The sequence below is a fragment of the Bacillus sp. 0102A genome (assembly GCF_036765155.1).
Classification (GTDB): Bacteria; Bacillota; Bacilli; order Bacillales; family Bacillaceae; genus Bacillus; species Bacillus subtilis_G.
The window spans coordinates 24104-37070 of the sequence record NZ_JBAIZW010000010.1 but is presented as its reverse complement, the minus strand read 5'-3'; the positions used below and the strand labels follow the sequence as shown (position 1 = coordinate 37070).

Sequence of the window (12967 nt, the reverse complement as noted above, 5' to 3'; positions counted from 1 at the left end):
TACTATTTTGAACCGGATAAGCATACACTTCTCAACGGAGGGGATTTCACATCATGCATCTTACACTTCAGAGCATTTATCCTGCCATGATTATTATCTTTTTTCTGTATAAAAAAATTAAAAGGTCCATTGGATATCAGCCGCTGAAGCCTCGCTGGCTGTTTACCCGTATGATTCTTTTCTCGCTGTTTGCTTTTGGTCTTTCGATCTTCAGCGTCATTCACCCTTTTTTATATGGATATCTCATTTTCGGCATTCTTGGCGGCTGGCTCCTTGTCTTTTTCGCCAAGAAAAACATCTCCTTTGAAAAACGCAGAGGAAAAATCTATTTTCGCACTCATATTTGGGTAGAAATGATTCTTTTAACCTTATTTTTATCAAGATTTCTTTATCGAGTGACAGAGCTCTATCTTACCTCGCCTGATCTAAACAGCCTTGAATCGTACAGTCAGTCAATCGGAACAGATCCTCTGACAATTGGCGTCTTTTTTCTGATAGCTGTTTATTATATCGGGTTTTCCTCTTTTGTCATTAAGCTCAGCAGAAACGAACTCGATCAGAACAGACGCAATAAAGAAAAAGACATCCTTGCCCGCTAGCAGCGATTAAGCAAGGATGTCTTTTTTAATCATGTTGTGTATGATGAATCATTTGCTGAAGAACATCTAAAACGTGTTCATCCTCCGGAGAGTAGTAAATGGATGTTCCTTCTCTGCGCGATTTGACAAGCCGGAGATTTTTTAAGAATCTGAGCTGATGGGAGACAGTAGATTGCAGTAAATTCAGCTTTTCCGCAATTCCGTTTACAGCATGTTCACCCTGGGATAATAAATGGAGAATCCTGATTCTGGTAGGGTCAGAAAGCGCTTTGAATGTTTGTGCGACTAGAAACAGCGTTTCCTCGTCCAGATCAGCAGCTGTCCGGTCCGTTTCTCTAAATTCAGTCATCTGTATCACCTTTCTTTATTCGTAGTTTTATCTTATAACAAATGTGCTTGGGTGCAAACCAGTCCACTTGTATTCCAATTCAATCTCATAGTTTAAATTTATGTTTCAAATCAGGTTTTTACTTGGTCTGATATACCGTTCTGTGTCATAATAAAAAGGTCATATTGCTTCAAACATGAAGGGTGAAACACAGTGAAGAAAAAGAGAAAAGGCTGTTTCGCTGCTGCGGGTTTTATAATGATTTTTGTCTTTGTCACCGCCTCTTTTTTATTGGTATTGCTTTTTTTCAACCGGGATTTAATCAAAAAACTTCCGATCGATACAAAAACGATTGTTTTGGAACGTTTAACCGATTATAAACCGCTGGTGGAAGACGAGCTTGAAAATCAAGGACTCTCTCATTATACATCACTCATACTTGGCATGATGTATCAGGAGTCAAAAGGAAAAGGCAATGATCCCATGCAGTCCTCTGAATCTCTGGGGTTAAAACGCAATGAGATAACAGACCCTCAACTCAGTGTTAAACAAGGCATCAAGCAATTTACCCTCATGTACAAGACCGGTAAAGAAAAAGATGTGGATTTGGATACCATTATTCAAAGCTATAACATGGGGGCAGGTTACATTGATTTTGTAGCTGATCATGGAGGCGCGCATACTGAGGAATTGGCAAAACAATACTCCGAGCAGCAAGTCAAAAAAAATCCCGATCTGTATACTTGCGGGGGAAATGTGAATAATTTCCGCTATCCGTATTGCTACGGTGATTACACGTATGCAGAAAAAGTAAAAGAAAAAACAAAAACTGTTGAAGAATCTTTACAGGTAGCAACACTTGAAACTATGGAATCAAAGGCTCATGAATAGGAGTCTATCAATTTATTGGCAAAAGCCCAACTGATTTGGGCTTTTGCCATATTTACAAGCGCAAAAAAAGCCATACTCAGTATGGCTTTTAATAATACGGTGATATCATCAGATATACTACAACGCCTGTAAGGCTTACATACAGCCACAGAGGCATTGTCCATCTGGCAATTTTTTTATGGCGCTCCACCTGCATGCTGAAGCCTCTGATCAGTGTAAATAGCGCAAGCGGCACAATGATTGCAGAAAGGAAGATATGCGTAATTAAGATAAAGAAGTAAATCGAACGCATAATACCTTCTCCGCCATACAACGTATTCTCTGCAATCGAATGGTAAACAACATAACAAATCAAAAATAGTAATGTTGTTGTGAAAGCGGCTAAAATAAAGCGTTTATGAGCTTTAATATTTTTCTGTTTAATCATAATCAGCGCGGCCAATAAGAAGATAAACGTAAAGCTGTTGAATATCGCATTCAGCATAGGCAAAATGTGAATATTCGCATGGCTGAACTGATCTAATTTAGGCATAAAAAACAGCACTGCGATTAAACCGTTAATCAGAACTGTCAGCGTAAGGACAATCCCCATATAATTTTTCGGTTTATTTTCTGTTTGATTCATTTGATGACCTCTCCTATTTGTACTGGCTATCCAAATCGTATGCAAATTCGAAGAGGTTGTCAACGTTTTCGTATGCTTCGTCAGAAATTAGACACACTTCAAAGGCCGGCGGCTTGTAGCCCCGGCCCTGTTAGATTTACGCCTCTTTGATCAAATGCTCAACGGCCTTATGTTCATTTTCATTCAGCAGGTTCTTTTGGATTTTCGAATGAATGGGTTTATTCATATGCTGATCCAAGATATCCGCCGTTTCTTTATCACCGGCGATGACCATTCGTTCCCATCTTTTCGCCGCCGCTTTTTGATCTAGATTGGCAGCCAGCCGCTTATACAGTCTCGTTTGGTTCTCCGTCACATGTTCCCTCATTCGGTTCTCTTCCAATGGCACCGTTTTTTTTGCAGAGGAATGGTAATTCTCCCAAGACTCATTGATGATATTGTACTCATAATGCTCAACCGCCTCAATCTTTCCTAAAACGGTTTCAATAATTTTCACTTCATGCTGCTGAGTTAAAATAAACGCCGTACTTGGGTACGTTTGGCGCAAATCCTTCAACTGATCCAGAACGGCTGTTTCTTCCCAGTAAAATCTTGTTTCTACAGGGATTTGAAGCTTAATTGGTTCCCATATACCGCTGTCGGAAACAAAAAATACGAGACTGCGGGGCATGTCTTTTCCCATTTCATTAAGGTATTGATCAATTTTCGTTCTGATTCCATCAAGACACTTCTCTTCCCCTGGATCACTTGCTGCCAAATACTCCTTTAATCGGCCGAAGCCTGATTTTAGCGCAATTTTCCATTCTCCCCCCTGCTGCTCTGGATCTCTCATGTCTGTATTAAGATATAGGGAGAGAATTTTATCCGGCGGTTCCAATTGGACATACTGTAATTTGTTAATCAATGAATCAATCGCCATTCCGATTCCTCCTTTTTCACAGGTTAGTTTCCTTTTTCCTCTCTTAAAAACGATCAAACCTTACTTTTCGCAATTTCTAGTAATAATGGATTTGTTATTTACAGATGCCCCTCTTATCTAATACAATTGGTAACTGTGTTTCTAAAACTGTTTCTTTGAAAGGAGTTTGATCTTGTTTACTGTTAAAGAAAAAAATCGCGAAGAACTTGAGGAAGAACTACTTGATTTAGAATTTCAAATTTACCGCATGCAAGAGAATATGAAGGACCTATCTAAAGATGCCAAAGTGCTTGGTATTGATCAATCGAAACATGAAGAGTGGATGATCGTTTCCTCGATTGATGATGGCCAAACATGCAAAATTATGCTTACCGATTGTAAAACGGCTTATAGAGGAAAAGGCTGCTTTTCACTTGTAGCGTCTTACAAGGACGATGCCATTCATATCGGCGACATAAAAGGCCCTCCGAATCACGGCTTTGGTTCCATTTGCATGAAATATTTAAAAGATATCGCCAGAGACCACAATATCCCGAAAGTCACCGGCGACATTGCCAAGCGGGACTGGAATCATGTAGACCGGCTGATTCATTTTTATGAAAAACATCAATTCAAAGTATGTGTCGATCATGATACACAATCAGGCAGCATTAAGTGGGTTGATTTGTAAAAAGACCTGGAAGAACGAGCCAAGATGTGCTGTAATGGTGTAAAACTATTGATGGAGGGCTCTATGCACGCCTCAAAACTGAAAAAGGGAGACGAAATCCGGATCGTGTCTCCCGCGACCAGCATGTCTATATTATCGAATGAAGCAAAAATGCAAGCAAAAACGGCGTTAGAACGCTTAGGTTATCGGGTAACCATCGCTGAACATGCCAATGAATGTAACGAATTTGATTCATCCTCTATCGAGTCAAGAGTCCATGACCTGCACACTGCTTTTTTTGACCCCGGAGTCAAAGCAATTTTAACGACACTCGGCGGTTTCAATTCAAATCAGCTGCTGCGTTATCTTGATTACGAGAAAATCAAACAGCATCCTAAAATTCTGTGCGGATATTCCGATATAACAGCTCTTTGCAACGCCATTTATCAAAAAACGGGCCTTGTTACGTATTCAGGCCCCCACTTTTCAACATTTGCAATGAAAAGAGGGCTTGATTATACAAAAGAGTATTTTCTTTCATGCTGCGTTTCGGACGACCCATTTGAGATTCACCCTTCTAGCGAATGGAGCGATGACCGGTGGTATTTGGATCAAGAACACAGGCACTTTTACCCTCATAACGGCCCTATTGTCATCCATGAGGGATCTGCGGAAGGCACCTTGATTGGCGGAAACCTTTGCACGCTTAATTTGCTGCAGGGAACGGAGTATTTTCCTGAAACAGAAAATACTATATTATTGATTGAAGACGATTATATGTCAGACATCCACATGTTTGACCGCGATTTGCAATCCCTCATCCACCTCCCCGCTTTTTCTCATGTGAAGGCGGTTTTGATCGGCAGATTTCAAAAAGCATCAAATGTATCAATAGAGCAGGTAACAGCCATGATTAAAACAAAAAAAGAATTATCCGGCCTCCCAATCATCGCAAATATAAATGCCGGACACACCTCACCAATTGCCACGTTTCCTATAGGGGGAACATGCAGGGTTGAAGCTGTTGCGGGTACATCACGAATATGGATCGACAAACATTAATCAGCTTGTAAATTTTTTTACAAGCTTTTTTAGTGCAAACAGTTATGCAAGACGCACGACCGCCATGACAAATGTCATATATGATGTATGATGTGTGCTACTACAAAGGACTTCTCTGATTAGCGTATACTTAACCGAGACACACAATGAGAGGATACTTACTATGACTGAACAAACCATTGCACATAAACAAAAACAGCTGACAAAGCAAGTCGCTGCTTTTGCTAAACCCGAAACAAAAAACAGCCTGATTCAGCTTTTGAACACGTTTATCCCTTTCTTCGGACTGTGGTTTCTTGCTTATTTTAGCCTCAATGTCTCCTATCTCCTTACGATAGCATTAACAGTAATTGCCGCAGGATTTTTGACGAGAATTTTTATCATCTTTCATGACTGCTGCCATCAATCATTTTTCAAACAAAAGCGCTATAACCATATTCTCGGTTTTGTGACAGGTGTCCTGACTTTATTCCCTTACCTTCAATGGCAGCATAGCCATTCGATTCATCATGCGACAAGCAGCAATCTGGATAAACGCGGGACAGGAGACATCTGGATGTTAACAGTAAACGAATATAAAGCAGCATCCAGACGAACAAAGCTTGCATACAGACTTTATAGAAATCCGTTTATCATGTTTATTCTCGGACCGATTTATGTTTTTCTGATTACTAACCGTTTTAACAAAAAAGGCGCAAGACGTAAAGAACGTGTAAACACATATCTTACGAATCTGGCAATTGTGGCGTTGGCTGCTGCTTGCTGTCTGATCTTTGGCTGGCAATCGTTTTTACTGGTGCAGGGCCCTATTTTTCTGATTTCAGGTTCAATCGGGGTTTGGCTGTTTTATGTGCAGCATACCTTTGAAGATTCTTATTTTGAAGCAGATGAAAACTGGAGCTATGTCCAGGCAGCTGTGGAAGGCAGTTCATTTTATCAACTCCCGAAACTGCTTCAATGGCTCACAGGCAATATCGGGTACCACCATGTTCACCATTTGAGTCCAAAGGTGCCTAACTATAAGCTTGAAGTTGCTCATAAACATCACGAACCATTGAAAAACGTACCGACAATTACCTTAAAAACAAGTCTGCAGTCACTTGCATTCCGCCTTTGGGATGAAGATAAAAAACAATTTGTATCATTTCGGGATATCAAACATATCCCTTCCAGCCTTCCGACTGATTCAACAGAAAAACAGAAGCTGCGGAACGCCTGATGATGAAGGAGGTCTTCTCTTATACACAAGAAGGCTTCCTTTTTATTGTTCAAGGGTGCATTCTGGCTTTCGCAATGATAAAGTTACATATAAGATGAAAAGCTGAAAATGAGGGAATATCATGATTAAAAAACATTTTACATTTCAAAAACTAAGCGGGATTACGCCTTATATATGGACGATATTTTTCATCCTTCCCTTCTACTTTATATGGCAATCATCATCTACATTTGTTATCATCATCGGCATCATTTTGACGCTTTTATTTTTTTCGTTATATAGATTTGCTTTTGTCTCAAAAGGCTGGGCCATTTATTTGTGGGCGTTTTTATTAATCGGCATTTCAACCGCTTCCATTACGCTGTTCAGTTATATTTATTTTGCTTTTTTTATCGCGTATTTTATTGGAAACATAAAAGAACGTGTCCCTTTTCATATTTTATATTACGTTCATTTAATAAGCGCCGCCGTCGCAGCCAATTTCAGCCTCGTATTAAAAAAAGAATTCTTTTTGACTCAGATTCCTTTTGTCGTCATTACCCTCATCAGCGCGATTTTATTGCCGTTCAGTATTAGAAGCCGCAAGGAACGCGAACGACTGGAAGAAAAACTCGAGAATGCAAATGAACGGATTGCTGATCTGGTGAAATTAGAAGAGCGGCAGCGAATTGCCCGTGACCTCCACGATACACTTGGGCAAAAGCTTTCTCTAATCGGTTTAAAAAGCGATTTGGCGAGAAAATTGATATACAAAGACCCTGAACAAGCAACACGTGAACTAAAAAGCGTTCAGCAAACTGCGAGAACTTCTTTAAATGAAGTCAGAAAAATCGTATCTTCCATGAAAGGCATCCGGCTCAAGGATGAAATCATAAACATCAAACAAATTCTTGAAGCAGCCGGCATTACGTTTATCTACGAGGAAGATCAATTGCCGGATAATATCTCATTGCTTAATGAAAACATATTAAGCATGTGCTTAAAGGAAGCGGTCACTAATGTCGTCAAACACAGTCAGGCTAAGACCTGCCGAGTCGACATTCAACAGCTCTGGAAGGAAGTTGTCATTACAGTGACTGACGATGGAACGTTTCAAGGTGAAGAGAAATACTTTTCAAAAGGACATGGCCTGCTTGGCATGAGAGAACGGCTTGAATTTGCAAACGGGAGCCTACACATTGATACAAAAAACGGCACCAAGCTTACCATGTCAATTCCTAATAACTCAAAATAAACAAAAAAGGATGGCTTACATGATTAGTATATTTATTGCGGAAGATCAGCAAATGCTCTTGGGCGCTTTAGGATCACTTCTGAATTTAGAAGACGATATGGAAGTTGTCGGCAAAGGTACAAACGGTCAAGATGCTGTTGATTTTGTCAAAAAACATCAGCCTGATGTATGCATTATGGACATTGAAATGCCCGGAAAAACGGGGCTTGAAGCTGCTGAGGAGTTAAAGGATACAGGCTGTAACATTATTATCCTCACCACTTTTACCAGACCCGGCTACTTTCAGAGAGCCATTAAAGCTGGCGTTAAGGGCTATTTGTTAAAAGACAGTCCGAGCGAAGAGCTCGCGAGCGCCATTCGAAGCGTCATGAACGGAAAACGCATCTATGCACCTGAGCTGATGGAAGACATATACAGCGAGACTAATCCTCTTACAGACAGAGAAAAAGAAGTGCTCGAACTTGTGGCTGACGGTAAAAACACAAAAGAAATCGCTCAGGAACTCAGCATCAAAAGCGGGACAGTGCGAAATTATATTTCAATGATTCTTGATAAACTTGAAGTGAAAAACCGAATAGAAGCCATTACCCGGTCAAAGGAAAAAGGCTGGTTTAAATAAAAAGGATCTTGGCAGGTGCCAAGATCCTTTTTGTTAACCCGCAATTCCCCATGGAGAAAACACAAGGTACGTCGCCGCAACTAAAATCAGAATGATACAGGACACCAGCTTTACGTGCTTCCAAGGTGTTATATCCACTTGCGGGTTGTGATCGAGCTTATAGTCCGTTTCCCTCGGATACAGCTTTCCTGTCAGAAGCATCACAGCCACTGAAAATGGAAAGAGTACGGCAAGGATGTATAGAAAATGAATGTGTCCTAAATAGATTTTTGATAAACCGTATAAAACAATATGGGCTGGTATTGCTATTTTCACAGCTAAAGCCGGCACTTTTTTTGTGAAGAAGCCAATGACGATCGCTGCTAATATCGGAACATTAAAAAATCCGAACATCTCTTGAAGATAGTTGTACAGCCCTGATGGCGCATATAAAATAAAGGGTGATATGACAATCGATACCAGCCCAAGAACCGCGACAAAAATCCGCCCTGTTTTGACGAGATCAGCTTCATTTGCATGAGGCTTAAAGACCGGTTTGTATATGTCCAGAGTAAACAACGTAATGGTACTGTTCAGAGAGCCGTTAAACGAGCTTAAAATCGCTCCGAATAAAATAGCGGCGAATACACCGGTAAGCGATGCCGGCAATAAATCGACGATCAGCCGGGGATATACACTGTCAGCATTTTTAATGCCGCCTCCATATAAATGAAAGGCAATCACTCCGGGGACGACTAAATAAAACACGCCAATAAGTTTAAAGAAACCTGCTAAAAGAGCACCCTTTTGTCCTTCAGCTAGATTTTTCGCTCCTAATGTCCGCTGAACAATCGCTTGGTTAACAGCCCAATAAAAGAGATTATTCACTAATAGTCCTGTTAAAATCGTCGGCCAAGGCACATCTGCCGAATTGCTGATATCAATTGAATTGAGTTTGTCTGTATGTAAAGCCGTCAGTTGTGCAACTCCGTCCCCAAAGCTGCCTTGTCCGACTGCAAGAACTCCTAATATCACAATAAAAAAACCGCCTAAAATTAATCCGATTCCGTATATGGCATCTGCTGATGCAGCAGCTTTCAATCCGCCAAAAAAGATATAACAGCAGCTCGTTACGCCAATGATTAAGGATATCAGCAAAACAGCCATAAATGTGCTGATGCCAAATGTATCTGTAATGCGGAAGACCTGATTTAACACGAGAGCGCCTGAATACAATACTGTCGGCAGGAATGAAACAGCGTAGCCGATGATAAGCAGCACAGAAACGATCTGTCTTGTTCTTTGATCAAACCGCTTCTCTAGAAAATCAGGTATGGTAGTAATTCCTGTTTTTAAATAACGAGGCAAAAAGACAAGCGCCAGAAAAATTAACGCAAGCGGCGCACTCGCTTCCCATGACATCGCTGTCATAGATCCTGCATAACTTTGTCCATTTAACCCAACCATCTGCTCTGTTGATAAATTGGTTAACAGCAGCGAGCTTCCGATATATAACGCAGTCAGACTTCTTCCTCCGAGAAAATATCCATCGGACGATTGTAAGTTAACCTCCTTTGTTCTCCGCCATGAAAATAGAAATATCCCGATATTGATAACCAGAAAAGATACAATAATCCAAAGCAACAGTCAGCAACTCCTTCTGCAAAATAGTTAGATGATAGGGACATATACCATCTACCCATTTTTCACACGTGAAAAACATCAGGACCGCTTTTCTTTTTTCAGCATAAGATAGAAACATCTTTACACAACGAAAAAAAGACACAAGCCAAAAGCTCGCGTCTTTTATCACAATCTATATGATTAGTTTAAGATTTTTACACTTACAGTTTTGACGCCCCAATTGGATGCATCACTTTTATTTGGTACAAATACATCGATTTTGTTACCTTTAATAGCGCCGCCAGTATCTCCTGCTGTTGCTTCACCGTAGCCTTCAACATAGACTTTAGAACCTAGAGGAATCACATTAGGATCAACCGCGATAACTTTCGCGTTCGGGTTCTTATTTAAGTCAATGCCTGTTGCTGTAACGCCGGAAATGCCGCCGTCGTTAGCAGTGTAAGCAGTAGCAGTAACTGTTAGTTCTTTTGAAGCTTCTTGATGATTTGTATTTGATTGAACAGCCTTTTCTTCTGTTGGAACAGAAGTTTCTGCTGCAGCCTTTGTTTCTTGTTTTGGTTGTTGTTGAACTGTTTCTTGTTTAGGTTGCTCTTTTTGCACAGCTTCTTGTTTTGTTTCAGTTTGAGGTGCGCTTGTTTGCGTATTCTCAGTAACTGTGTTTGCTGCTGTTGCCTGACCTTTCACTGAAAGCGTAGATCCAGCATAGATCATGTCAGAGCTTAGGTTATTCCAAACTTTCAGGTTATTGACTGTCGTACCGAATTGTTGAGCAATCTTAGAAAGCGTATCTCCCGCTTTAATTGTATATTGCCCAGTAGTGGTTGTTTCTTCTGAAGAAATGGTCAGTTTTTCTCCTGCAATGATTTTATCAGAAGTTAACTTGTTCCATTCTTTTAAGTCCTTTAGGTTCACTCCGTTTTTCTGAGAGATTCCCCAGAGCGTATCACCCTTTTGCACCGTGATTTCTTTTGCAGAAGCGTGAGCTCCGAATGCAGTTGATGAAAGTGCAGCAACTGCTACAAAGGACATAATCGTCTTCTTCATAAGTAAATCCTCCCTTGTTAGCTTTTTATTGGCGGCTAACAGGTGCTATCGTAACACACGTAAATGTCAAATCAATAACAAAAAGATATGATTTAGATTACAGTTCCTTTACATGAAGGATTTCTCTCGACTGGAAAGACTTGCTGAACCCCTGATATAATAGGCTTCGCAAGTCTTTTTAATCTGAGGCAAAAAAGAGAAAATAAAATGAGTTTTTTATAGAAAAAAAGATTAAATTTCTGTTTTTTTAGTCTGTCACCCTTGCATAAGCTTGTATTTCTTGTAAAAAAAGCCGGCCGTATTTTGCTCTTTTTTGTTCTCCGACTCCTTTTATAGACAAAAGTTCCTCGTCATTTACGGGCTGTTTGCCCGACATTTCTTTTAACGTTTGGTCAGAGAAAACAACAAAAGGCGGAACACCCTGCTCTGCCGCAATATCTTTGCGAACCATGCGCAGACGCTCAAACAGCTCATCATTTTCAGTAATCGCTGCCGCTTTTAATGCTTCTTTTCTTGTGACTGATAATTCCCCTCTCAGTACATTCCTTCCTTTACTGCTGACTAAAAGAGTTGGAAACGTTCCGTCTGACATCCTAATGAAATCGTCAGAAATAAGAAACTCGATAAAGTCACTGATTTCCCCTACTGATTGGTGTTTTAATATCCCGTATGTTGAGAGATCGGTAAAGCCGTTTTCAAGAACTTTTTTATTTCTAGATCCGGCCAGCACCTGTGCAACCATCGTTTTGCCAAACCGTTCTTTCATGCGAATGATACACGATAAGACCATTTGCGCCTCTCGTGTCACGTCATGGGCCGTCCTAGTATCAGTACAGTTTCCGCACTGTCCGCACGCATCAGGTTCCTTTTCTCCGAAATACATAAGGATAAAACGCTGCAGACAATCTTCCGTGTGACAATAGTCGACCATTTGTCTCAGCTTTTTCAAATCCTGCTTTTGTTTCTCTTCATGCTCTGATTGTTCAATTAAAAAACGCTGTACCATAATATCCTGCGGTGAAAACAGGAGAACACATTCACTTTCAAGACCGTCCCGCCCAGCTCGTCCAGCCTCTTGATAATAGCTTTCCATATCTTTCGGAATTTGGGCGTGCAGAACAAATCTAATATTGGATTTATCAATGCCCATTCCAAAAGCAGAGGTTGCCACCATAACCTGCAGCTCATCATTAAGAAAACTTTCCTGCTGCTCTTTTCTCACATCGTCAGCCAAGCCCCCGTGATACCGTCCTGCACTGATCTGATTTCGTTTCAGTTTCTCATAAATCCGATCAGCTTCTTTTCTGGTCGCTGTATAGACAATGCCTGCTTCATGTTTGTTGTTTTGCACATATTCATCAATAAAACGATCTTTATTTTCTCCTTTTGCTACTTTAAACGTTAAATTGTCTCGGGAAAATCCAGTATATACCGTATGATCTTTTTGAATATGCAGCTGTTTGCAGATATCCTCATGAACTTCGGGTGTTGCCGTTGCTGTTAATGCTATGATGACAGGTTTGTCATGTAATTCTCTGAATAATATTTCAATATTTCTGTAGCTTGGCCTGAAATCGTGTCCCCATTGAGAAATACAGTGAGCCTCATCTATTGCGACTAAAGGAACATCAATGCCCTGCAAAATCCGAATAAACTCTGTAGATGTTAATCGCTCCGGTGTAATGTAAAAAAGCTTATAAGCCCCTTCTTTGAGCCCGTTCAGCCTCTCATATATTTCCTGATTGGATTGTGTGCTGTTAATGTAGGCAGCATTAATTCCCGCTTCTTCTAACGCATCGACTTGATCCTTCATCAAGGAAATCAACGGCGAAATGACGATCGTTGTCCCTTCAAACATCAGGGCCGGAATTTGATAGCAAATCGATTTGCCTCCTCCCGTCGGCATAATGCAGGCCGTGTTTTGCCTCGCTTCCGTCACCGAGCGGATCGCTTCCTCTTGGCCGCTGCGAAGCTTTTCATAGCCAAAATAATGGGCCAGAAGGGATTGGGCTCTATGTAACATAACGTGTAAACCTCGCTTTTTCTTGAATTTCTCCCATCATATCATAAAAAAGCGCTCTTCATTTCTTTCAAACAGAAACTGAATTTTCACGATATCAAGCTTTTTTAGATAAAAATAAAAAGCCATTTCCAA

At 40.5% G+C, this 12967-nt stretch carries 13 protein-coding genes; 7 read left to right on the top strand and 6 right to left on the bottom strand.

Translation table 11 applies throughout. The features are described 5' to 3' along the window. Positions 1-53 precede the first annotated feature (53 nt). On the top strand, positions 54-599 hold the full coding sequence (gene csk22 / locus V6D41_RS19580; protein ID WP_087993874.1) for a mother cell-specific sporulation protein Csk22: 546 nt from the start codon (positions 54-56) through the stop codon (positions 597-599). Positions 600-624: 25 nt separating this feature from the next. On the opposite strand, the gene czrA is transcribed toward csk22, so the two are convergent. Further along, complete coding sequence (czrA, locus tag V6D41_RS19575; protein WP_014114065.1) at positions 625-948, bottom strand: Zn(II)-responsive metalloregulatory transcriptional repressor CzrA; 324 nt, start codon at positions 946-948, stop codon at positions 625-627. Between the two features lie 192 nt (positions 949-1140). Here czrA and V6D41_RS19570 point away from each other — a divergent pair, with 192 nt between their 5' ends. After that, entirely contained in the window at positions 1141-1818 is a 678-nt protein-coding gene (locus V6D41_RS19570; protein ID WP_333519388.1) for a lysozyme family protein, read from the top strand. Positions 1819-1906: 88 nt separating this feature from the next. Here V6D41_RS19570 and V6D41_RS19565 read toward each other — a convergent pair whose 3' ends face one another. Next, a complete protein-coding gene (locus V6D41_RS19565) occupies positions 1907-2443 on the bottom strand; it encodes a DUF420 domain-containing protein (RefSeq protein ID WP_333519387.1) in 537 nt (178 codons plus the stop codon). Positions 2444-2579: 136 nt separating this feature from the next. After that, complete coding sequence (locus V6D41_RS19560) at positions 2580-3362, bottom strand: VLRF1 family aeRF1-type release factor (RefSeq protein ID WP_333519386.1); 783 nt, start codon at positions 3360-3362, stop codon at positions 2580-2582. Between the two features lie 172 nt (positions 3363-3534). On the opposite strand from V6D41_RS19560, the gene V6D41_RS19555 reads away from it, so the two are divergent. From V6D41_RS19555 to desR, 5 genes are all read left to right on the top strand, one after another. After that, positions 3535-4032, top strand: a complete 498-nt coding sequence (locus V6D41_RS19555; RefSeq protein WP_333519385.1) for a hypothetical protein — start codon at positions 3535-3537, stop codon at positions 4030-4032. Between the two features lie 63 nt (positions 4033-4095). Continuing rightward, entirely contained in the window at positions 4096-5073 is a 978-nt protein-coding gene (locus V6D41_RS19550; protein ID WP_333519384.1) for a S66 family peptidase, read from the top strand. Positions 5074-5236: 163 nt separating this feature from the next. After that, entirely contained in the window at positions 5237-6292 is a 1056-nt protein-coding gene (desE, locus tag V6D41_RS19545; protein WP_333519383.1) for a fatty acid desaturase DesE, read from the top strand. Between the two features lie 121 nt (positions 6293-6413). Then, positions 6414-7526: a sensor histidine kinase gene (locus V6D41_RS19540; RefSeq protein ID WP_333519382.1), complete on the top strand. Its 1113-nt coding sequence runs from the start codon at positions 6414-6416 to the stop codon at positions 7524-7526. Between the two features lie 19 nt (positions 7527-7545). Continuing rightward, positions 7546-8145: a two-component system response regulator DesR gene (desR, locus tag V6D41_RS19535; RefSeq protein WP_148961603.1), complete on the top strand. Its 600-nt coding sequence runs from the start codon at positions 7546-7548 to the stop codon at positions 8143-8145. Between the two features lie 33 nt (positions 8146-8178). Here the strand turns inward: desR and V6D41_RS19530 are convergent, their stop codons facing one another. The 3 genes from V6D41_RS19530 to recQ form a co-directional block, all read right to left on the bottom strand. Then, positions 8179-9768, bottom strand: coding sequence for a solute:sodium symporter family transporter (locus V6D41_RS19530; protein ID WP_333519381.1), 1590 nt, complete (start codon positions 9766-9768; stop codon positions 8179-8181). A gap of 180 nt (positions 9769-9948) precedes the next feature. After that, positions 9949-10812, bottom strand: coding sequence for a LysM peptidoglycan-binding and 3D domain-containing protein (locus tag V6D41_RS19525; RefSeq protein WP_333519380.1), 864 nt, complete (start codon positions 10810-10812; stop codon positions 9949-9951). A gap of 247 nt (positions 10813-11059) precedes the next feature. After that, positions 11060-12835: a DNA helicase RecQ gene (gene recQ, locus V6D41_RS19520; RefSeq protein ID WP_333519379.1), complete on the bottom strand. Its 1776-nt coding sequence runs from the start codon at positions 12833-12835 to the stop codon at positions 11060-11062. Between the last annotated feature and the right edge of the window lie 132 nt (positions 12836-12967).

Excerpts from the sequence above, each read along its gene's own strand:
- csk22 (WP_087993874.1), top strand. The coding sequence starts at position 54 with ATGCATCTTACACTTCAGAGCATTTATCCTGCCATGATTATTATCTTT.
- czrA (WP_014114065.1), bottom strand. The coding sequence starts at position 948 with ATGACTGAATTTAGAGAAACGGACCGGACAGCTGCTGATCTGGACGAG.
- V6D41_RS19565 (WP_333519387.1), bottom strand. The coding sequence starts at position 2,443 with ATGAATCAAACAGAAAATAAACCGAAAAATTATATGGGGATTGTCCTT.
- V6D41_RS19560 (WP_333519386.1), bottom strand. The coding sequence starts at position 3,362 with ATGGCGATTGATTCATTGATTAACAAATTACAGTATGTCCAATTGGAA.
- V6D41_RS19550 (WP_333519384.1), top strand. The coding sequence starts at position 4,096 with ATGCACGCCTCAAAACTGAAAAAGGGAGACGAAATCCGGATCGTGTCT.
- desE (WP_333519383.1), top strand. The coding sequence starts at position 5,237 with ATGACTGAACAAACCATTGCACATAAACAAAAACAGCTGACAAAGCAA.
- V6D41_RS19540 (WP_333519382.1), top strand. The coding sequence starts at position 6,414 with ATGATTAAAAAACATTTTACATTTCAAAAACTAAGCGGGATTACGCCT.
- desR (WP_148961603.1), top strand. The coding sequence starts at position 7,546 with ATGATTAGTATATTTATTGCGGAAGATCAGCAAATGCTCTTGGGCGCT.
- V6D41_RS19525 (WP_333519380.1), bottom strand. The coding sequence starts at position 10,812 with ATGAAGAAGACGATTATGTCCTTTGTAGCAGTTGCTGCACTTTCATCA.
- recQ (WP_333519379.1), bottom strand. The coding sequence starts at position 12,835 with ATGTTACATAGAGCCCAATCCCTTCTGGCCCATTATTTTGGCTATGAA.